This is a genomic window from Roseateles sp. GW821-FHT09H11 (assembly GCF_059415845.1).
On the sequence record NZ_JBWKOA010000001.1, the window covers coordinates 1,401,534 to 1,420,500 of the forward strand.

The following is an 18,967-nucleotide window of genomic DNA, read 5'->3' on the forward strand; positions in this document are numbered from 1 at the left end:
TCAAGCCCGACGACCTCTGAGGCGATGACGGGCACAGGGCTTGCCGCTAGGGCAAGCCATGAAATTCACCGTCCTCACCGTCAATCTCCACAAGGGTTTCGGCTTCTTCAACCGCCGCTTCATCCTGCACGAGCTGCGGGAGGCGGTGCGAGCCGTCTCCGCCGATGTCGTCTTCCTGCAGGAAGTGCTGGGCGAGCATGAACTGCATGCGGCCCGGATCGCCGACTGGCCGCGGGGCCCCCACTACGAGTTCCTCGCGGACAGCCTGTGGACCGACTTCGCGTACGGCCGCAATGCGGTCTATCCGCAGGGTCACCACGGCAACGCGCTGCTGTCCAAGTTCGCGATCACGCGACACACCAACCACGACGTGTCCATCGAAGGTCCCGAGCGCCGCGGCCTCCTGCACAGCGTCCTGAAACTCTCCGACGGCCGCGAGCTGCACGCGATCTGCGTGCACCTGGGCTTGCGCGAGTCGCACCGCCAGCGCCAGGTCGAGCGCCTGTGCCATCTGATCGACAGCCTGCCCCCGGGCGACCCGGTGGTCGTCGCTGGCGACTTCAACGACTGGCGCCAGCGGGCGCACAAGATGCTGAGCCGCTGCGCCGGTCTCGCGGAGGTCTTCGTGAAGTCGTACGGCTCCGCGGCGCGGACCTTCCCGTCGCGCTTCCCGCTGCTGGCGCTGGACCGCATCTACGTGCGCGGCGCGTCGGTGCAGCATCCGATCGTGCTGCCGCGCCGGCCGTGGTCGCACCTGTCCGACCACGCGCCGCTGGCCGCGGAGATCCGGCTGTGAAACGCCCCGACTGGAGCGCAGGCAACGACCTCGAGCTGCTCGAGAACGGCGAGGAGTTCTTCCCCGCCGTCTTCGCCACGATCGAGGGCGCGAAGCACGAGGTCCTCATCGAGACCTTCATCCTCTTCGAGGACAAGGTCGGCCTGGCCTTGCGCGAGGTCCTGATCGCGGCCGCGAAACGCGGCGTGCGCGTGGACATGACGGTGGACGGCTTCGGGTCGCCGGAGCTGTCGATGAACTTCGTGAGTGGACTCACCGACGCGGGCGTGCGGCTGCACGTCTTCGACCCGCCGCCCAAGCTGTCGCGGCGGCTGAAGCCGTTCCGCAGGCTGCATCGCAAGATCGTCGTCGTCGACGGCGAGACGGGCTTCATCGGCGGCATCAACTACTCGGCGGATCACCTGATCGATTTCGGCCCCGAGGCCAAGCAGGACTACGCCGTGCGCGTGCGCGGGCCGGTGGTCGCGCAGTTGCGGCGCGTGACGGGGGAGATCCTCGCCACCGCGACGCCGCAGACGCCGTCCGCCGGGTCGGCGGGACAGCGTCGCTGGTGGCCGAGCCGCGCTAAGGAACCACGCAAGAGCACCCCCTCGACGGGTCGCGCCGACGCAGCGACGGCCGGCCAGGCCAAGGCGGTCGTCGTCACGCGCGACAACCACCGCCACCGCGACGACATCGAGCGCATGTACCGCCTCGCGCTGCACGCGTCGCAGCGCGAGGTGATCATCGCCAACGCCTACTTCTTCCCGGGCTTCCTGCTGCTGCGGAGCATGCAGCGTGCCGCGCGCCGCGGCGTGGACGTCCACCTGATCCTGCAGGGCCAGCCCGACATCGCATGGGCGCGCTGGGCGGCGCAGCTCGTGTACGACCAGCTGATGCGGGCCGGCGTCCACATCCATGAATACTGCGAACGACCGATGCACGGCAAGGTTGCGCTGGTCGACGACCACTGGGCGACGGTGGGTTCGAGCAACCTCGATCCGCTGAGCCTGTCGCTGAACCTCGAAGCCAACCTGATCGTCGAGGACCGCGACTTCAACCGCGCCCTGCGCGACAAGCTCCTGCCGCTGATGAAGAACCAGTGCAAGCTGCTGAAGCTCGAGCACACCAATGCGCATCGCTGGTGGTGGCGCCTCGGCATGGGCACGCTGGTCTTCCACGTGCTGCGGCATTTCCCGCGCTGGCTGGCGCGGCTGCCGCGGCAGACGCAGCCGGTGATGCCGGCGGCGGAAACGCCGGTGGTGGTGAGCGCCTCGCAGACACCGGCTGCTGAAGCCTGGTCATGGCAAGACGGGACCGGCGAGCAGCGCGGGCAGGACGCGCACGGCGTGAAATGCATGAGCAAGGAGACGGCCGAGTGAGTGCCACGCCGACGCCGGACGCCGCGGGGCAACGCCCGGCGCGCTGGCGTTGGGGCCGATGGCTGAGCGGCGTGTTCGCGGTCGCCGTGGTGGCCCTGCTCGCCTGGGCGGCGCGGCAGGTCGACTGGGACGAGGTCGGCGACGCGCTGCGGCAACTGCCCCTGGGCGTGCTGATCGCCGGCGCGGCGCTGTGCGCGCTCAGCCACCTGATCTACAGCGGCTACGACCTGATCGGCAAACGCTGGGCGCATCACGCGGTGCCGACGCGGCGGGTGATGCTGATCACCTTCATCAGCTACGCGTTCAACCTCAACCTCGGCTCGCTGGTCGGCGGCGTCGCGATGCGATTGCGGCTGTACGCCCGCGAGGGGCTGAGGCACCCGGTGCCGGCGAAGATCCTCGCGCTGAGCATGGCCTCGAACTGGCTCGGCTATGGCTTGCTCGCGGGCGGGCTGTTCCTCTTCGGCTGGCTCGCGCCGCCGCCGGAGTGGCGGATCAGCGCCGCCGCGCTGCGCGGGCTGGGTGCGCTGATGTGGGTGATCGTCGCTGCTTATCTGGCGCTGTGCGCGTTCTCCAGACGCCGCGAGTTCCGGCTGCGCGGCCACGACTTCTTCGTCCCGAGCCTGCGCATCGCGCTGATGCAGCTGGCGATCTCGTCGGCCAACTGGCTGACGATGGGCGCGGTGCTGTGGGTGCTGCTGCAGCAGGGCGTCGACTACGGCCACACCCTGTCCGTGCTGCTGGTGGCCGCGGTGGCCGGCGTCATCGCGCACGTGCCGGCAGGCCTGGGCGTGCTCGAAGCCGTCTTCGTCGCCTTCCTGGGCCCGACGCTCGGCCACGGCCAGGTCCTCGCCGCGCTGATCGCGTACCGGGCGCTCTACTACCTCGCGCCGCTGTCGATCGCGGCCATCGCCTACTTCGTGCTGGAGGCGAAGGCGAGGACGTAGGAGGCTCAAGCGCTCCTCCGAACCCAGGCACCCGCCTTGCTGAGCCCTCCGCGAGCATCCGCATCGGATGCGCCGCACCGCTCTACAAGGACGTCGCCATGCTCCGCCTTCACTTCCAGGTCGCCGCGCTGAGCGCGCTGCTGTTCACCCTGCCCTTCGTCCACGCCGCCGACGACGCGGGCAAGGGCACCGGCAACGAGCAGCCCGGCAAGTTCAAGACCGCCATCGCGAAGACCGTGGGCAGGATCCGGCTGGATGGCGACATGCTCGCCGTGCTGAAGGCGCATGAAGGCCTGCGGCCCAAGGCGATCGAGAAGATCGACGTGCCCGCCGCCCGCGCGAATCCCACCCTCGCCGACGCCGTCAACGCGCTGCTGCGCCAGAACGGCCGCAGCACCGATCCCGCGCAGCTCGTGCCCGGCGTGACCAGCATCGACGGCACGGTGCAGGGCGGCGCGGGCATGATCCCGGCGCGTTTCTACACGCCCGCCGGGCCGGGCCCTTTCCCCGTCGTCGTCTACTTCCATGGCGGCGGCTGGGTCATCGCCGACAAGCAGGTCTACGACGCCAGCGCGCGCGGCATCGCCAGGCAGGCGCAGGCGGTCGTGGTCTCCGTCGACTACCGGCAGGCGCCGGAGAACAAGTTCCCGGCCGCCTGGGACGATGCGCTGGCCGCCTACCAGTGGACGCTGGCGAATGCCTCGAAGTTCAAGGGCGACATCAGCCGCGTCGCGCTGGCCGGCGAAAGCGCCGGCGGCAACCTCGCGCTGGCCACCGCCATCGCGGCGCGCGACGCGGGCCTGCAGAAGCCGGCGCACGTGCTGGCCATCTATCCGGTCACGCAGACCAGCCTCAACACCGAGTCCTACCTGGAGAACGCCGCCGCCCAGCCGCTCAACCGCGCGATGGTCGAGTGGTTCATCGACAAGCTGCTCGACAACAAGGAACAGTTGAAGGACTGGCGCCTGAACCTCGTCGACGCGAAGCTGACCGGCCTGCCGTCGGTGACGCTGATCAGCGCCCGCGTGGATCCGCTGCGCTCGGACAGCGCCAAGATGGAAGACGCGCTGAAGAAGGCCGACGTGCTGGTCGAGCGCCGCGACTACGAAGGCGTCACCCACGAGTTCTTCGGCACCGCCGCCGTCGTCGAGAAGGCGCGCAACGCGCAGGCCTTCGCGGGCGAGCGGCTGCGCAAGGCGTTCGGGAACTGAGGGCTGTCCCCGCTGATGCCCAAACGAAGGATCAGCCGCCGTTGGGCAGCAGACTGGTGATCAACGGCGCGACCAGTTCACGCAAGAGCACGCCGAGTCCGCCGGCCACCGCGATGGCCACCATGGCCAGCGCCAGGCGGGCGATGAGCCGCCGGTGGCCCGTCTTCAGGATGAAGGACAGGCTGAAGGCCAGGCTGGTCATCGAGGCCAGCACCGCGCCGTTGGCCGCGACGTCGAAACCGATCGCGCCCTGCGCCGCCATGCTCGCGGCGGCCGCCACCGCGCTGGCGCTGGAGAGCAGCCCGCCGATCACCGTGACCAGGTAGAAGCCGCCTTCGCCGAACTCGCGCTGCATCAACCGGCCCACGACATGCAGTGCCAGGAACAGCACGCCATAGCGCAGGGCCACGGGCAGCGAGAACGGCAGCTCCAGCTTGATGTCGGTGACGTCCTCGACGGCGGCGCCGTTGCGTCGCGCGATCAGGCTCAGCACCACGAAGCCCGCCGCGGACAGCACCATGAAGCCGAAGGCCGCCGCGGCGTTCACGAAGGCCAGCGGTGTGAGGATCAGCAGCAGCACCGCGTTGCGCATCACCATCGCGGCGACGGCCACCAGCACCGCGCGATACGCGCCTTCGGCGAAGCGGCCGGAGGTCTCGCGCACGCGCGTCGCCATCTCCACCACCGTGAAGTTGCTGTTGACCAGGCCGCCGAAGAACGCGGACAGCTCCGCGCCCTTGGAGCCGTAGAGCTTCCACAGGATGTAGTTCACGAAGCCGATGCTGGCGATCAGGATCACCGTCACCCAGGCGGCGCGGGGCTCGATCAGGTGCCAGGGTCCGATCGGCCCGGCGGGCAGCGCGGGGTAGATGACGATCGCCAGGATCGCGAGCAGCAGCGCGGAGCGCACCTCGCCCTCGGTCAGGCCCATCGACAGGCCGGACAGCCGTTCCTTCCACGCGAGCAGCGCGGTCGTGCTGACCATCACCGCCGCGGGGGTCACGGTGTGCCCCAGGCCGCAGAGGATGCCCGCCATGCAGGTCACCAGCATCGCCGCGGAGGTCGTCAGTTCCGGCCCATGGCCGCCGCGCATCGTGTGGACGTTGAGCGGCACCGCCAGGCCCGCCGCGAGCAGCAGGCTCAGCAGCGCGTAATGCTCGCCGAGCGAGCCGCCCAGCGCGCCCAGCAGCGCGATGAAGCCGAAGGTCCGCAGGCCGGCTTCCTTGCCGCGCCGCTCTCGTTCCAGCCCGAGCAGCAGGCCCAGGGAGAGGGCCAGCGCCAGGCGGATCAGGATCTCGAGATAAGGCCACTCGGCATTGGGGAGTGGCGTCGACGTCGGAAGCACTGGAGTCATCGGCCCCAGCGTATCGCAACACCACACACCGCGAAAGCCGCCGCTCTGATCGGCCGCCGCCCTGATTTGGGTGCGCGGCTAGGCGCGAACCGGAGCCATAGCAGCGCTATGGCGAGGATTCGCAACGACGCAGCGCGCCCAAATCAGGGCGGCGCGAGGCCGTCGGTGTGGTGGAAGGCCCCCCGGCCCTTCAACTACCGACGGCCCGCGCTGCACGCCTACACCGCCCAGCGCAACATCGGCGCGGCGACGGAAAGTGGAGCCGGCTGGTGAGCGACGTCGGGCTCGCGACCGGGCGTGCTCAGCACGCGGTCGAGCAGCCGCTGCTCCAGCGAGGCGAAGGCCGCGTCGCGTCGGCGCGGCCGCGGCAGATCGATGCGCAGGTCCAGCGCGAGCCGACCGTCCTCGATCAGCAGCACGCGGTCCGCCAGCGCGACCGCCTCGGCCACGTCGTGCGTCACCAGCAATGCCGTGAAGCGATGGCGCGTCCACAGCGTCTCGATGAGGCGCTGCATGTCGATGCGGGTCAGCGCGTCCAGCGCGCCGAGCGGCTCGTCGAGCAGCAGCAGCTTGGGCGCATGGACCAGCGCGCGCGCCAGTGCGACGCGCTGCCGCTGACCACCGGACAGGCGCGCGGGCCACTCGCCGGCACGGTCCGCGAGACCGACCTGCGCGAGCGCCTGTCGCGCCCGCTCACGCGCATCGGCACCTGCCAACCCCAGCGCCACGTTGTCCAGCACCCGCGCCCACGGCAGCAGCCGCGCGTCCTGGAACATGAAGCGTGTGTCCTCACGCTCGCCCGCTTCGAGCGCGCCGGCGCTCGGCGTTTCCAGCCCCGCGAGCAGGCGCAGCAGCGTGCTCTTGCCGCAGCCGCTGCGGCCGATGATGGCGACGAACTCGCCGGGGGCGATGTCCAGGTCGATGCCATGCAAGACCTGGCGCTCGCCGAAGGCCTTGCCCAGGTTGCCCAGCGTCACGGCCTGCCCGTTGGCAGGGAGCTTCGCGACGGCCTCGCGTCGCACCGGCGCCGCGTGCTGTGACGCCGCATGCTGCGATGCCGCGGGTGGCAGCGCCGCGGGCTGCGAGTCCTGCCATTCGGTCAGGACGTCGATCTCGGTCACGCTCATCATGTCTCACCCATCCTGTTTCAGCCTCGGGCCTGATAGCCCGGATGCCAGCGCAGCCACGCGCGTTCCAGCGCCTGCGCCGCGACGTCGGCCAGCTTGCCCAGCAGCGCGTAGATCAGGATGCCGACCAGCACCACGTCCGTCTGCAGGAACTCGCGCGCGTTCATCGTCATGTAGCCGATGCCGCTCTGCGCCGAGATGGTCTCGGCCACGATCAGCAGCACCCACATCAGGCCGAGCGAGAAGCGCAGACCCACCAGGATCGACGCGATCGCGCCGGGCAGGATCACCTGCCGGTACAGCGACCAGCCGCTCAGCCCGTACGAGCGCGCCATCTCGATCAGGTCGCGGTCCACGCCGCGGATGCCGTGGAAGGTGTTCAGGTAGACCGGGAAGAACACGCCCAGCGCGACCAGGAACAGCTTGGCCGTCTCGTCGATCCCGAACCACAGGATCACCAGCGGGATCAGCGCCAGCGGCGGGATGTTGCGCAGCATCTGCAGCGTCGTGTCCAGTGCCGTCTCCGCCCAGCGCTGCGAGCCGGTCAGCAGGCCCAGCAGCAGCCCCAGCCCGCCGCCGATCGTGAAGCCGATGAAGGCGCGCCCGGTGCTGACGGCCAGGTGCCGCCACAGCTCGCCCGAGAGCGCCAGCTCCCAAGCGGCCTTGGCCACCGAGGACGGCGCCGGCAGCACCCGCGTCGACAGCCAGCCCGCCTGCGCGCTCAGCTGCCACAGCGCCAGCACCGTCAGCGGCACGATCCAGGGCACGAGGCCCTTGAAGGTGACGATGCCGCGGCCCGGTGTCGCCTGGGAACTAGCCTGGGCCTGGGCCTGGGCCTGGGCCTTGATAGCGACGGTGCTCATCTCAGCTCGCCGCGGCCAGCTTGGCCGGACCGGGCACGAAGTTGTTGGCGACGATCTCGCCGAAGGGGCCGGTCAGTTTCGGTGCGCTGAGCTTCTCGCGCACGTCCAGCGGCAGCAGCGGGAAGACCAGCTCGGCGAAGCGGTAGGCCTCTTCCAGATGCGGATAACCGCTGAGCACGAAGTACTCGAGACCCAGCGCCGCGTACTCCTGGATGCGATCGGCCACCTGCTGCGGATTGCCGACCAGCGCCGTGCCCGCGCCGCCGCGCACCAGGCCCACGCCGGCCCACAGGTTGGGCGAAATCTCCAGGCCCGCGCGAATGTCGTTCTTGTCGAAGCGACCGCCGTGCAGTTCCGCCATGCGACGCTGGCCGACCGAGTCCATCGATGCGAACTTGGCTTGCGCTGCAGCGATGACGTCCTCGTCCAGATGCTTGACCAGATCGCCGGCGGCGGCCCAGGCCTCTTCCTCGGTCTCGCGCACGATGACGTGCAGGCGGATGCCGTACTCGAGCTTGCGGCCCTTGGCGTCAGCAGCCGCGCGCACCTCGTTGATCTTCTCGGCGACGGCCTTCGGCGGCTCGCCCCAGGTCAGGTAGGTGTCGACCTGGTCGGCCGCGAGGTCGATCGCCGGTCCCGACGATCCGCCGAAGAACACCGGCGGATAGGGCTTGTTGATCGGCGGGTACAGCAGCTTGCCGCCCTTGACGCGCAGCTGCTCGCCGTCGAAGTCGATGGCCTCGCCCTCGTGGCTCGCACGCAGCACGTCGCGCCAGACGGTCAGGAACTCGGTCGAGAGCGCGTAGCGCTCCTCGTGCGGCAGGAACAGGCCGTCGCCCGCGAGTTCATCGGGATCTCCGCCGGTGACCAGGTTGACCAGCAACCGGCCGCCGGACAGGCGGTCGAGCGTGGCCGCCATGCGCGCCGACTGCACCGGCTGCACCAGCCCCGGCCGCAGCGCGACCAGGAACTTCAGCCGCCGCGTCGCCTCGATGAGACTGGCCGCGACGATCCAGCTGTCTTCGCAGCTGCGGCCGGTGGGCAGCAGCACGCCTTCGTAGCCAAGACTGTCGGCGGCGATGGCGATCTGGCGGTAGTAGTCGAAGTCCGCGACGCGCGCGCCCTTGGAGGTGCCGAGGTAGCGTGAATCGCCATGGGTGGGAATGAACCAGAGGATCTTCATGGGGGGAAGCTCGTGTGAGGAACCGACGTCGCGGCGGTGGGCTTGCGGCGCTTACTTGGCGGCCGTGGTGATCGACTTCGGCAGCGCGTCGGCGATGCGGATCGGCTTGGGGATCAGCTTCAGCGCATGGAACGCGTCGGCGATCTTCTGCTGCTCGGCGGCGATGGCCGGCGTGATCGGCTGGATGCCGTAGGCGAAGCGCGCGGCGGCGACCTCGGTCGTCGCAAGGTCGAGCCCGATCTGCGGCGCGAGCAGCGCGGCCACGGCGGCGCTGTTGTTCTCGGACCAGCGGTCGAGTTTGGCAAGTTCTTCGATGATGGCCTGGACGACTTGCGGGTACTTCTCCGCGTAGCCGCGCTCGGCCAGGTAGAACTGATGGTTCGCGACGACGCCTTTGCCGTCGGCCACCACGCGCGCGCCGAGCTGGCGTTCCGCCGCGGCCAGGAACGGATCCCAGATCACCCAGGCATCGACCGCGCCGCGCTCGAAGGCGGCGCGCGCATCGGCCGGCGGCAGGTAGACGACGGTGATGTCGGTGTACTTCAGGCCCTGCTTCTCCAGCAGCTTGACCAGCAGGTAGTGGACGTTGGAGCCCTTGTTCAGCACGACTTTCTTGCCCTTGAGGTCGGCGAGCGTCCTGATCGCCGAGTCCTTCGGCACGATCAGTGCTTCGGCGGTCGGCGCGGGCGGTTGATTGGCGACGTAGACCAGGTCCGCGCCGGCGGCCTGCGCGAAGATCGGCGGCGCCTCGCCGACGGTGCCGAAGTCGATGGAACCGACGTTCAGTCCCTCCAGCAGCTGCGGGCCGGCGGGGAACTCGGTCCACTTCACGGCGATGCCCTGCGCGCTCAGGCGCTTCTCCAGGTCGCCCTTGGCCTTCAGCACGGTGAGCGTGCCGTACTTCTGGAAGCCGATGCGGACCTCCGTCGGCTTGGCCGCCGTCTGCGCGCTGGCGACACCGGCGAACAGGCTGAGCGAGGTGGTCAGCGCGGCGGCAAACGCGAGGGCCCCGCGGCGGTCGAAGAAGAACGTCATGGTGGTGGTCCTGGAGAGTGAAGAGTCGGGAGGAATCGGGAGGAATCGGAGGCGTCAGGCTCGCGGAGCGCGCGCGAAGCGTTCAGGGGCGCTCAGAGCACCAGCGCGGGACGCGAGACCGGCTCGACGGCCTGCGGCGTCGGCACGCGGTCCAGCACCTGCGACGCACCGGCGAGCAGGCGACGGGCGATGTCGTCGTTGATGCGGTAGTCGCCGGCGGCGTCCTTGGCGATCTGCGCGTCGCAGGCGTAGACGCCGTCGACATGCGAGCGCGCGCCGAGCGCGGACAGGACGGGCAGCAGGCCGTAGTCCAGCGCCAGCAGATGCGCCATGCTGCCGCCGGTGGCCAGCGTCCACACGCTCTTGCCCGCGAGGCCGTCCTGCGGCAGCAGGTCGAGGAAGACCTTCAGCAGCCCGCTGTACGCGGCCTTGTAGATGGGCGTCGCGAGCACGACGACGCGCGCCTCGGCGACCGCGGCCAGCGCGGCGCGGATCTCGGCGTCGTCGAAGTCGGCGTGCAGCAGCGGCTGCGCCGGCAGGTCGCGCAGACGCAGCGTGCGGGTCGCGAGTCCGTGGTGATGCAGCCGCTCCGCGGCGGCGCCGAGCAGCGCGCCGGAGCGCGATTTCACGCTGGGGCTCGCGGCGATGAGCAGGACGGGCGAGCCCGGAAGATCGGCGGTCGAGGCGGTGGCGGAAGCAGTCATGGCGGGGGGGAGGAAGCAGGAACCGCCCCATTCTGCGAACCGCGCCGCCCTCGCCGAACGAAGGAGATCGTCGATGCTTAGGCGCTTTGCGGCTATCGCTTGCGCGCGGGTGCCGACGGCTTCACGGCCGGCGTGAGCGACGCCAGGGCCTCGTTGCGGCAGGCGACCAGGATCTCGTCCGCCAGCGGCGAGTCGTCCGGACAGGCGCGCGACATCACCATCGCGCCGACTGCCCGCGCGAAGAGGTCCAGCGACTTGGCCCGCGCCTCGTCGGCGCTCGCGTGCTCCAGCACGGTCCCCTCGAGGTTCAGTGCCGCCAACAGACTCTCGATGCCGTTCGCAAACGTGGCGCGCACGGCGTCCGATTGACGCGCCGCATCGCCGCCGAGCGCCGCCATCGAGCACCCCTCGCCCCGCGCGTCGCGATGTTCGCGCGAGAGATAGAACCGGGCGAAGTCCGAGACCGTCACGCCGGCCGCCAGGGCCACCGTCTGCGCGATGCCGCAGGCCGCCGACTCCGCCATCAGTTCGGCCTTGGATTCGAACTGCTTGTAGAAGCCGCCGTGCGTGAAGCCGGCCGCGGCCATCAGATCGACGACGCCCACGCCGTCATAGCCCCGCTCACGGAACACCGTGGACGCCGTCTGCACGACGTGCTCGCGATTGGCCTGCGCCTGTGCCTTGCTGACCTTCATCTGTCGTCCATGCGCGTGGAGAGATCCACGGGCGTCACTATACATAGATGCTGATCATCATCAAAGTCTTGACTTTTTGGATTACAAACATAATCATTGCCATCGATCCTGCCCACCGATTCAACAGGCCTTCCCGGTCCACCCCCAGTCATGAAGACGACGATGAAAGCATTTGTCCTGGAACGCTACGGCAAGCAGAGCACGCTCCAGCCGGTGGAGATGCCGACGCCGGAACCCCGGGACGACGAGGTGCTTGTCGAGGTTCATGCCGCTGGCGTGAACCTGCTGGATTCCAAGCTCAGGGATGGCGAGTTCAAGCTGATCCTGCCCTACCGCCTGCCGCTCGTGCTGGGACACGACGTCGCCGGCGTGGTGGTCCGGGTGGGCTCGCGGGTGCGCCTGTTCAAGCCGGGGGACGAGGTCTACGCGCGGGTGGACGATTTCCGGATCGGCACCTTCGCCCACTTCGTGCCGGTGAAGGAGTCGTCGCTGGCGCTCAAGCCCGCGAACCTCACGATGGAAGAAGCCGCCTCGATCCCGCTGGTCGGCCTGACCGCCTGGCAGGCCCTGGTCGAGAAGGCCGACCTGCAACGCGGGCAGAAGGTCTTCATCCAGGCCGGATCCGGGGGCGTCGGCACCTTCGCCATCCAGCTGGCCAAGCACCTCGGCGCGACGGTCGCCACGACGACGGGCACGACCAATGTCGCGCTCGTGAAGGGACTCGGCGCCGACGTCGTCATCGACTACAGGAAGCAGGACTTCGACGGCGTCCTGCGCGATTACGACGTGGTGCTCAACAGCCAGGATGGCACGACGCTTCAGAAGTCGCTCGGCGTGCTGCAGCGCGGCGGCAAGCTCATCTCCATCTCCGGCCCGCCGGACCCCGAGTTCGCCCAGGGGATCGGAGCGCCCGGATTCGTGCGACTGATCGTGCGCCTGCTGAGTGCGGGCATCCGTCGCAAGTCGCGCCGCCAAGGCACCGGCTACTCGTTCCTCTTCATGCGGGCCGATGGTGCGCAGTTGCGCGAGATCACCCGCCTCATCGAGGCCGGCGTCATCCGGCCGGTGATCGACCGGGTCTTCCCCTTCGAGTCGACCAACGACGCCCTGGCCTACGTCAAGGCCGGCCGTGCCAAGGGCAAGGTCGTCATCAAGGTCAAGTAGATCCCGACACCCCACACGCCTCCGCCAAAGGACGCGGCGGCGCCATCGACGGGCCCGGAAGCCCAACCACAGGAGACAGAAGAATGACATTGATCCCGGCGGTCCATCGCCCCTCCCTGCTCGTGCTCGTTGCCGGCCTGGCTTGCGCCGGCCTCGCTCAAGCCGCAGCCTTCAAGCTCAAGGAGCAGAGCGCCGCCGGTCAGGGACGCGCCTTCGCGGGGTCCATCAGCGAAGGCGGGGATGCCTCCGTGATCGCCAACAACCCCGCCGCGATGACCCTGCTCGATGGGCGCCTCGTCCAGGCGGACGGCGCGGTCGTGACCTATTCGGCCAAGTTCGACGGCTCGGGCCGGGATGCGCTGGGGCGCCCTCTGTCCGGTGGGAACGGCGGCGATGCGGGACAGACCGCGGTCATTCCCTCGCTCTACTTCCATGCGCCGGTGACCGACCGGATCCATCTGGGTTTCTCCGTGACGGCACCGTTCGGATTCAAGACCGAGTACGACGACGGATGGGTCGGGCGCTACCAGGGCGTCAAGACCTCGCTGAAGGTGATCGACGCCGGCGTGTCGGGTGCCTACCAGGTCAATGACGTCCTGTCGCTGGGCGTCTCCGTGTTCGCGGAGCGCCTGGACGTCAAGCTGCGCAATGCCGTCGACTTCGGCGCGCAGCTGGCGGCCGCGCGCGTGCCGGGATTCCTGCCGACGAGCGCGGACGGGTACCTGGACGTCGAAGGCGACAACACCGAGGTCGGCTACACGCTGGGCGCGCTGCTGCGTCCCGTCGACGGGACGACGGTGGGCCTGGCCTACCGCTCCGAGGTCAAGCACAAGGCCAAGGGCGTGGACGCGCGCTTCTCGATTCCCGCCGCGGCGAACGCGGTGCTGTCGGTGGCGGCCCCCAACACCTTCGTGAACACCACGGTGGACACCGAGTTGACGATGCCGGCGTCGTGGACGCTCAGCGTCAGCCAGCGGCTGAATCCGCAATGGACGGTGATGGCCGACTACTCGCGCACCGCGTGGCACAAGTTCGACCGGGTGGTCCTGGACTTCGCGTCCAACCTGCCCAGCCAGACGCTGGACTTCGGCTATCGGGATTCGTCGTTCTACTCGGTGGGCACCGAGTACCGGATGAACGACGCCTGGACCTTCCGCGGCGGCTTCGCCTACGACCAGACGCCGGTCACCGATGCGGTGCGCGATGTCCGCGTTCCCGACGTCAGTCGCCGATGGCTGTCGCTCGGCGCGACGTGGCGGGCCAGCAAGCAATCGGCCTACAGCCTGGGCTACACGCATCTCTTCATCAAGGACACGAGCGTCAACCTGACCTCGCCCTCCGCGAGCACCCTGCAGGGCTCGTACAAGGTGGGCAGCGACATCCTGGCGGTGTCGGCGCAATACAGCTTCTAGGCGCGTCGACACCCGCGCCAGCTCGCGCCGGTCTGCGTCGGTTCGCGCCGCAGCGAATCGCACGGTTCCAGGGGTTGTCGTGCATTGGCTTTGCACACGACCCATTCGCCTCGGACGGCAACGTCCGGGGCGTTTTTTACGACAGGCGCTCCAGCTCCCTCAGCACCTCGCCCCGCAGGTCCGCCACCGCCGCGCTCCCGCGCCCGCGCGGATGCAGCAGCGGCACCTCGATGCGCCGCACGATGCGGCCCGGCCCGGCGCCGAGCACCAGCACGCGGTCGGCCAGCAGCACCGCTTCCTCCACGTCGTGCGTGACCAGGATCAGGCTGGTGCCATGTCTTGCCGCGACCTCGCGCACGAGGTCCTGCAGCCGCATCCGCGTGAAGGCGTCCAGCGCGGAGAACGGCTCGTCGAGCAGCAGCACGCGCGGCCGCGTGTAGAGCGCCCGCGCGATCGCGGCGCGTTGCGCCTGGCCGCCGGACAGTTGACGCGGCAGCGCCTCGCCGAGCTCGCCCAGGCCGACCTCGCGCAGCAGCGTGTTCACCCACGCTTCATCGTGGCCCTGGCCCAGGTCGAAGCCGACGTTCTCGGCCACCGTCAGCCACGGGAAGAGCCGCGGTTCCTGGAACACGACGCCGATGTCGCGATCCGGTCCGCGACGCGCGCGACCGTCGAGGCGCACTTCCCCGTCGAAGTCCGGATCCAGCCCGGCGGCGATGCGCAGCAGCGTGCTCTTGCCGCAGCCGCTCGCGCCGACGAGGCCGAGGACCTCGCCCGCGTTCAGGTCGAAATGGACGTCCTGCAGGATGGGCAGGTCGCGGGCGAAGCGCTTGGCGCGCACGGACACGGTCAACAGGCTCATGCGTGGCCTCCGAAGCTGTCGCGCCAGTGCAGCGCGCGTTGTTCCACCGCGGCCATCAGGCTGTCGGTCAGTTTGCCCAGCAGCGCCAGCAGCACGATCGCCGCCATCACCAGGTCCGCGCGGCCGGTCTCGCGGCCGTCGGTCAGCAGGTAGCCCAGGCCACGGCTCGCCGCGATCAGTTCCGCCGCGACCATGAACATCCACGCCAGGCTCAGTCCGTTGCGCAGACCCGTGAGCAGCGCCGGCAGCGCGGCGGGCAGCAGCACGCGGCGCGCGAGCGCCACGCGGCCGAGCCCGCGCAGGCGCGCGACCTCCACCAGCTTGCGGTCCACGTCGCGGAAGCCCGAGGACACGCCCATGTAGACGGGGAAGAAGGCCCCGATCGCGATCAGCGCGATCTTGGACGCCTCGTCGATGCCCAGCCAGAGCAGCAGCAGCGGCACCCAGGCGAGCGAGGGAATGGCGCGCAGCGCCTGGAAGCTCGGCGTCAGCACGGCTGCGGCCAAGCCCGAGAGGCCGACCAGCGCGCCGAACAGCACCGCCAGCACCGCGCCGAGCGCGAAGCCACCCGCCACGCGCAAGGTGCTCGCGAGAACGTGTTGCGTCAGTTGGCCATCGCGCAGCATCTGCGCCAGCGCCGCGGCAACATCGCTCGGCGCCGGCAGCAGGTTGGGCGCGATACAGCCGAGCCGCACCGCCGCCTCCGCAAGGGCGAGGACTGCCACGGGCGGCAGCGCGCCGAGGAGCCACGTCGGCCATCGCCACGCGACCCGCGTCTGCGTCTGCGTCTTCGTCTGTGTCTGCGTTGATCGCGATCGAGCCGACGCCTGCTCCGGCAAGACCGGCCCGAGCGACGAGACGGCGCGCGCGATGAGGTCGGGGTCGGCGCTCATCGCTCCGGACTCACGCCTTGATCAGGCCGTTGGCGAAGCGCGTGTCGACCAGCTCCGCGATCGTGCGGTTCAGGTCCACGCCCGGCTTCACCAGTTGCTCCGCGTTCAGGATCGGCGCCGCCGCCTGCAGCGCCTTCACATGCTCGTCCGACGGCTGCGGATGCGAGAAGTCGCTGCGCAGCTTCACCTGCAGCAGGGCCACCGGCAGGCTGACCTTGGCCTCTTCGGACAGGATCTTCGCGGCGTCCGACGGGTTGGCCAGCGTCCACGCACGCGCCCGCTCGTAGGCCGCGATCACGCGCTTGACCGTCTGCGGGTGGCGGTTCAGGAACTCCTCCCGCACGTTGAGGAAGCCGTAGGTGTTGAAGCCGACGTTGCGGTACAGCAGCTTCGATCCGGCATCGAGCTCGCTCGCCGCCATCAGCGGGTCGAGACCGGCCCACGCATCGACGCGGCCCTGCTCCAGCGCCGCGCGTCCGTCGGCATGCTGGAGCGCGACATGCTCGATGTCGCCGCGCTTCAGGCCCACCGTGTGCAGCGCGCGCAGCAGGAAGAGATAGGGATCGGTGCCCTTGGTCGCCGCGATCTTCTTGCCCTTGAGGTCGGCGAGCGAGCGGATGCCGGAGTCCGGACGCACCACCAGCGCGGTCCATTCCGGCCGCGAGAAGATGTAGGGCGCGCGGATCGGATTGCCGTTGGCGCGCGCCAGCAGCGCGGCCAGGCCGGCCGTGGAGCCGATGTCGATGCTGCCCGCGTTGAGGTACTCCAGCGCGCGGTTGCTGCCGGCGCTCAGCACCCAGCGCACCGACGTGCCGTCCTTGGCCAGGTCCTCCTCCAGCCAGCCGAAGCGGCGCAGCACCAGGCTGGTCGGCGAGTAGTAGGCGAAGTCGAGCTTCAGCTCCTTCGGCGCCGCGGCGCCTTGAGCGCGCAACGGGCCTGCGGCCAGTCCGGCGGCGAGGCCCGCGCCAAGGACGAGCGCATCGCGACGCGTCGGGCTGTTGTTCTTCGAATCGGTGTGGCGGGTCATGCGACGGGCTCCGTCAGGGGAATGTCCAGGGAAGTGAGTGGGGGATCCCGACCGTCGGCGGTCGTGGTGGTCGAGGGGGTCGCGGCGGCGGTATCGGCATTCGGCTCGCCGAGGCGGACACGACGCCCGGCGTGCGTCGGCTTGATGCCGTCACCCGCGCCGAACAGCCGCGCGCGCAACGTCCTCGGTGCGTCGGCGACGTCTGCGCCCTCGCCTGCTTCCGGGCGATAGCGGCCGCGGCGGCGAAGCTCCGGCACCACGAGATCGACCACGTCGCGGAAGGTCTCGTGCGCCAGCGCATAGGCCAGGTTGAAACCGTCCAGGCCCGTGGCGTCCTGCCACGCGATCAACTGATCGGCGATCTCCGACGGATCGCCGACGAAGACCGGCCCTCGACCGCCGAGGCCGATGAACGCGGCGGCCTCGCCCACCGTCCAGCGACGCGTCGGATCCGCGCTGCTGAACGAGGCCAGCGCCGTGCGCCCCGCCTGGGTGTCGAGGTAGTCGATCGTGGCGTCCAGCGGATAGCGGCTGAAGTCGACGCCGGTCCAGCCCGACAGCAAGGCCAGTGCGGCCTCGATGTCGACGTGGGACTTCAAGTCCTCGTGCTTGGCGTGGGCCGCGGCACTCGTCGGCGCGGTGACGATCAGCGCCTGACCGTAGATCAGCACGTCGCCGCGCGCCCGGCCCGACTCGGCGACCGCATCGCGCAGGCCGTTCACATAGCCCTTCACCACGGACGTGCTGGGACCGCTCACGAAGACGCACTCCGCATGCCGGCCGGCGAAGGCGCGGCCGCGGCTCGACGTGCCGGCCTGGAACAGCACCGGCGTGCGCTGCGGCGACGGCTCGCAGAGATGCACGCCGGGCACGCGGTAGTGCTCGCCGCGATGGTGGATCGCGTGGACCTTCGTCGGGTCCGTGAAGACACGCCCCGCCTTGTCGCGCTGGACCGCGCCGTCCTCCCAGCTCAGTTCCCACAGCTTGTAGACGACGTCGAGGTACTCGTCGGCCAGGTCGTAGCGCTCGTCGTGCGCGCGTTGCCCGGTGTGGCCGAGGTTGCGCGCCGCGCTGTCGAGGTAGCCGGTGACGATGTTCCAGCCGATGCGGCCCCGCGTCAGGTGATCGAGCGTCGACATGCGCCGCGCGAAGCTGTACGGCGGCTCATAGGTCAGCGCCACCGTCACGCCGAAGCCGAGGTGCTTCGTCACCGACGCCATCAGCGGCACCAGCGCCAGCGGATCATTGAGCGGCACCTGCACCGCATGGCGCAAGGCCGCGTCGGGCGAGCCGCCGTGCACGTCGTAGACGCCCAGCACGTCGGCCAGGAACACGCTGTCGAAACCGCCGCGCTCCAGCAGCCGCGCCAGCTCGACCCAGTAGTCCGGGTCGGTGTAGCGATGCGACTCGTCGCGCGGATGCGTCCACAGCCCCGGCGACTGGTGACCCACCGTGTTCATCGCGAAAGCGTTGAAACGGATCGGCTTCAACCCGCTGGCGCTCATTGCAGGAACGCCGGCCGCGCGTAGCCGGGGAACTTCTGCACCAGCACCGCCTTGAACTCCGGCGCGCGGAAGGCATCGGCCAGCGCCTTCGTCCACGGCTGCTGCTTGTCCTTGCCCTTCACCGCCAGCACCAGCATGTAGTGGTCGGGCGTCTTCTCCAGCAGCAGCGCGTCGGTGAGCTTCAGGCCGCTGGAGATCGCGAAGTTGCCGTTGACGATCGCGTACTCCGCGTCGTCGAGCGTGCGCGGGATCTGCGCCGCCTCGATGGGCTGCAGCTTCAGGTTGAGCGGGTTGCTGGCGATGTCCTTCTCCGTCACGCGGATCGGATCGGCGCCGGGCTTGAGCGTCAGCAGCTTCTGGTCGGCCAGCAGCGCCAGGCCGTGCGCCAGGTTGGCGGGATCGTTGGCCAGCGTGATGCGGTCGCCGGACTTCACGTCGGCCAGACTCTTGCGCTTCTTCGAGTAGATCCCGAACGGCGCCATCGGCCCCTGCACCACCTCCACGATATCCAGCCCGCGGTCCTCGCGGAAGCGGTTGAGGTAGGTGATGTGCTGGAAGAAGTTGGCGTCCAGCGCGCCCTGCGCCAGCGCGATGTTGGGTTGCACGTAGTCGTTGAACTCGACCAGCTTGACCGTGTAGCCGCGCTTCTCCAGCAGCGGCTTGATGCCCTGGCGCAGCACCTCGATGTTGGAACCGGCGGTCGCGCCGATGGTGATCTCCTTCTTGTCCTGCGCGTGGACGGCGGGCGAGGAAAGCGCGGCGGCGGTGAGCGCGAGGGCCAGCAAGGTGCGGCGGGCGAGGATCATCGGGAAGTCCTTGGAGGTCCGG

Annotated in this window: 18 protein-coding genes; 6 read left to right on the forward strand and 12 right to left on the reverse strand. The window is 69.7% G+C overall.

The window, feature by feature from the left end; translation table 11 throughout:
* The first annotated feature begins 58 nt into the window (after nt 1–58).
* The 4 genes from AC07PR_RS05870 to AC07PR_RS05885 all read left to right on the forward strand — a co-directional run bounded on the left by AC07PR_RS05870 (nt 59) and on the right by AC07PR_RS05885 (nt 4,315).
* On the forward strand, nt 59–796 hold the full coding sequence (locus AC07PR_RS05870) for an endonuclease/exonuclease/phosphatase family protein (RefSeq protein WP_377155750.1): 738 nt from the start codon (nt 59–61) through the stop codon (nt 794–796).
* Nucleotides 793–2,157, forward strand: coding sequence for a cardiolipin synthase ClsB (gene clsB / locus AC07PR_RS05875; RefSeq protein WP_495134689.1), 1,365 nt, complete (start codon nt 793–795; stop codon nt 2,155–2,157). Before AC07PR_RS05870 ends, clsB begins: the two co-directional genes overlap by 4 nt.
* Nucleotides 2,154–3,104, forward strand: coding sequence for a lysylphosphatidylglycerol synthase domain-containing protein (locus tag AC07PR_RS05880; RefSeq protein WP_377155751.1), 951 nt, complete (start codon nt 2,154–2,156; stop codon nt 3,102–3,104). The genes clsB and AC07PR_RS05880 overlap by 4 nt, the downstream gene beginning before the upstream one ends.
* 98 nt (nt 3,105–3,202) lie before the next feature.
* Entirely contained in the window at nt 3,203–4,315 is a 1,113-nt protein-coding gene (locus AC07PR_RS05885; RefSeq protein WP_495134690.1) for an alpha/beta hydrolase, read from the forward strand.
* A 31-nt stretch (nt 4,316–4,346) separates the two neighbouring features.
* Here the strand turns inward: AC07PR_RS05885 and AC07PR_RS05890 are convergent, their stop codons facing one another.
* The 7 genes from AC07PR_RS05890 to AC07PR_RS05920 all read right to left on the reverse strand — a co-directional run bounded on the left by AC07PR_RS05890 (nt 4,347) and on the right by AC07PR_RS05920 (nt 11,276).
* On the reverse strand, nt 4,347–5,669 hold the full coding sequence (locus tag AC07PR_RS05890) for an MgtC/SapB family protein (RefSeq protein WP_377155756.1): 1,323 nt from the start codon (nt 5,667–5,669) through the stop codon (nt 4,347–4,349).
* Nucleotides 5,670–5,887: 218 nt separating this feature from the next.
* Complete coding sequence (locus AC07PR_RS05895; protein ID WP_483109234.1) at nt 5,888–6,796, reverse strand: ATP-binding cassette domain-containing protein; 909 nt, start codon at nt 6,794–6,796, stop codon at nt 5,888–5,890.
* 20 nt (nt 6,797–6,816) lie between these two features.
* Nucleotides 6,817–7,659: an aliphatic sulfonate ABC transporter permease SsuC gene (gene ssuC / locus AC07PR_RS05900; RefSeq protein WP_495134691.1), complete on the reverse strand. Its 843-nt coding sequence runs from the start codon at nt 7,657–7,659 to the stop codon at nt 6,817–6,819.
* 1 nt (nt 7,660) lies between these two features.
* On the reverse strand, nt 7,661–8,842 hold the full coding sequence (gene ssuD, locus AC07PR_RS05905) for an FMNH2-dependent alkanesulfonate monooxygenase (RefSeq protein WP_421036419.1): 1,182 nt from the start codon (nt 8,840–8,842) through the stop codon (nt 7,661–7,663).
* Nucleotides 8,843–8,893: 51 nt separating this feature from the next.
* Complete coding sequence (locus AC07PR_RS05910; protein WP_483105869.1) at nt 8,894–9,877, reverse strand: sulfonate ABC transporter substrate-binding protein; 984 nt, start codon at nt 9,875–9,877, stop codon at nt 8,894–8,896.
* 92 nt (nt 9,878–9,969) lie between these two features.
* The gene (ssuE, locus tag AC07PR_RS05915) at nt 9,970–10,506 is read right to left on the reverse strand and encodes an NADPH-dependent FMN reductase (RefSeq protein WP_421036421.1); all 537 of its coding nucleotides are present in this window, start codon (nt 10,504–10,506) and stop codon (nt 9,970–9,972) included.
* 167 nt (nt 10,507–10,673) lie between these two features.
* Nucleotides 10,674–11,276, reverse strand: a complete 603-nt coding sequence (locus AC07PR_RS05920; protein WP_495134692.1) for a TetR/AcrR family transcriptional regulator — start codon at nt 11,274–11,276, stop codon at nt 10,674–10,676.
* Nucleotides 11,277–11,438: 162 nt separating this feature from the next.
* Between AC07PR_RS05920 and AC07PR_RS05925 the strand changes: the two genes are divergently transcribed.
* Together AC07PR_RS05925 and AC07PR_RS05930 are read left to right on the forward strand one after the other, a co-directional pair.
* Complete coding sequence (locus AC07PR_RS05925) at nt 11,439–12,440, forward strand: NADP-dependent oxidoreductase (protein ID WP_377155765.1); 1,002 nt, start codon at nt 11,439–11,441, stop codon at nt 12,438–12,440.
* A gap of 83 nt (nt 12,441–12,523) precedes the next feature.
* On the forward strand, nt 12,524–13,852 hold the full coding sequence (locus AC07PR_RS05930) for an outer membrane protein transport protein (RefSeq protein WP_495134693.1): 1,329 nt from the start codon (nt 12,524–12,526) through the stop codon (nt 13,850–13,852).
* A gap of 136 nt (nt 13,853–13,988) precedes the next feature.
* Here the strand turns inward: AC07PR_RS05930 and AC07PR_RS05935 are convergent, their stop codons facing one another.
* The 5 genes from AC07PR_RS05935 to AC07PR_RS05955 are packed head-to-tail and all read right to left on the reverse strand — an operon-like array spanning nt 13,989 to nt 18,945.
* Entirely contained in the window at nt 13,989–14,714 is a 726-nt protein-coding gene (locus AC07PR_RS05935; protein WP_377155768.1) for an ABC transporter ATP-binding protein, read from the reverse strand.
* Nucleotides 14,711–15,607 carry an ABC transporter permease gene (locus AC07PR_RS05940; protein WP_495134694.1) on the reverse strand — a complete coding sequence of 299 codons (897 nt, stop codon included), beginning with the start codon at nt 15,605–15,607 and terminating at the stop codon, nt 14,711–14,713. The genes AC07PR_RS05935 and AC07PR_RS05940 overlap by 4 nt, the downstream gene beginning before the upstream one ends.
* Before the next feature lie 10 nt (nt 15,608–15,617).
* Entirely contained in the window at nt 15,618–16,634 is a 1,017-nt protein-coding gene (locus AC07PR_RS05945) for an aliphatic sulfonate ABC transporter substrate-binding protein (RefSeq protein WP_495134695.1), read from the reverse strand.
* A complete protein-coding gene (locus tag AC07PR_RS05950) occupies nt 16,631–18,124 on the reverse strand; it encodes an LLM class flavin-dependent oxidoreductase (protein WP_495134696.1) in 1,494 nt (497 codons plus the stop codon). The genes AC07PR_RS05945 and AC07PR_RS05950 overlap by 4 nt, the downstream gene beginning before the upstream one ends.
* An 11-nt stretch (nt 18,125–18,135) precedes the next feature.
* Entirely contained in the window at nt 18,136–18,945 is an 810-nt protein-coding gene (locus AC07PR_RS05955) for a MetQ/NlpA family ABC transporter substrate-binding protein (RefSeq protein ID WP_495134697.1), read from the reverse strand.
* Nucleotides 18,946–18,967: the final 22 nt, after the last annotated feature.

What these genes read in the sequence shown, in the direction of transcription:
- AC07PR_RS05870 (WP_377155750.1), top strand. Translation starts at nt 59, where the DNA reads ATGAAATTCACCGTCCTCACCGTCAATCTCCACAAGGGTTTCGGCTTC.
- AC07PR_RS05885 (WP_495134690.1), top strand. Translation starts at nt 3,203, where the DNA reads ATGCTCCGCCTTCACTTCCAGGTCGCCGCGCTGAGCGCGCTGCTGTTC.
- AC07PR_RS05890 (WP_377155756.1), bottom strand. Translation starts at nt 5,669, where the DNA reads ATGACTCCAGTGCTTCCGACGTCGACGCCACTCCCCAATGCCGAGTGG.
- AC07PR_RS05895 (WP_483109234.1), bottom strand. Translation starts at nt 6,796, where the DNA reads ATGAGCGTGACCGAGATCGACGTCCTGACCGAATGGCAGGACTCGCAG.
- ssuC (WP_495134691.1), bottom strand. Translation starts at nt 7,659, where the DNA reads ATGAGCACCGTCGCTATCAAGGCCCAGGCCCAGGCCCAGGCCCAGGCT.
- ssuD (WP_421036419.1), bottom strand. Translation starts at nt 8,842, where the DNA reads ATGAAGATCCTCTGGTTCATTCCCACCCATGGCGATTCACGCTACCTC.
- AC07PR_RS05910 (WP_483105869.1), bottom strand. Translation starts at nt 9,877, where the DNA reads ATGACGTTCTTCTTCGACCGCCGCGGGGCCCTCGCGTTTGCCGCCGCG.
- AC07PR_RS05920 (WP_495134692.1), bottom strand. Translation starts at nt 11,276, where the DNA reads ATGAAGGTCAGCAAGGCACAGGCGCAGGCCAATCGCGAGCACGTCGTG.
- AC07PR_RS05925 (WP_377155765.1), top strand. Translation starts at nt 11,439, where the DNA reads ATGAAAGCATTTGTCCTGGAACGCTACGGCAAGCAGAGCACGCTCCAG.
- AC07PR_RS05930 (WP_495134693.1), top strand. Translation starts at nt 12,524, where the DNA reads ATGACATTGATCCCGGCGGTCCATCGCCCCTCCCTGCTCGTGCTCGTT.
- AC07PR_RS05935 (WP_377155768.1), bottom strand. Translation starts at nt 14,714, where the DNA reads ATGAGCCTGTTGACCGTGTCCGTGCGCGCCAAGCGCTTCGCCCGCGAC.
- AC07PR_RS05940 (WP_495134694.1), bottom strand. Translation starts at nt 15,607, where the DNA reads ATGAGCGCCGACCCCGACCTCATCGCGCGCGCCGTCTCGTCGCTCGGG.
- AC07PR_RS05945 (WP_495134695.1), bottom strand. Translation starts at nt 16,634, where the DNA reads ATGACCCGCCACACCGATTCGAAGAACAACAGCCCGACGCGTCGCGAT.
- AC07PR_RS05955 (WP_495134697.1), bottom strand. Translation starts at nt 18,945, where the DNA reads ATGATCCTCGCCCGCCGCACCTTGCTGGCCCTCGCGCTCACCGCCGCC.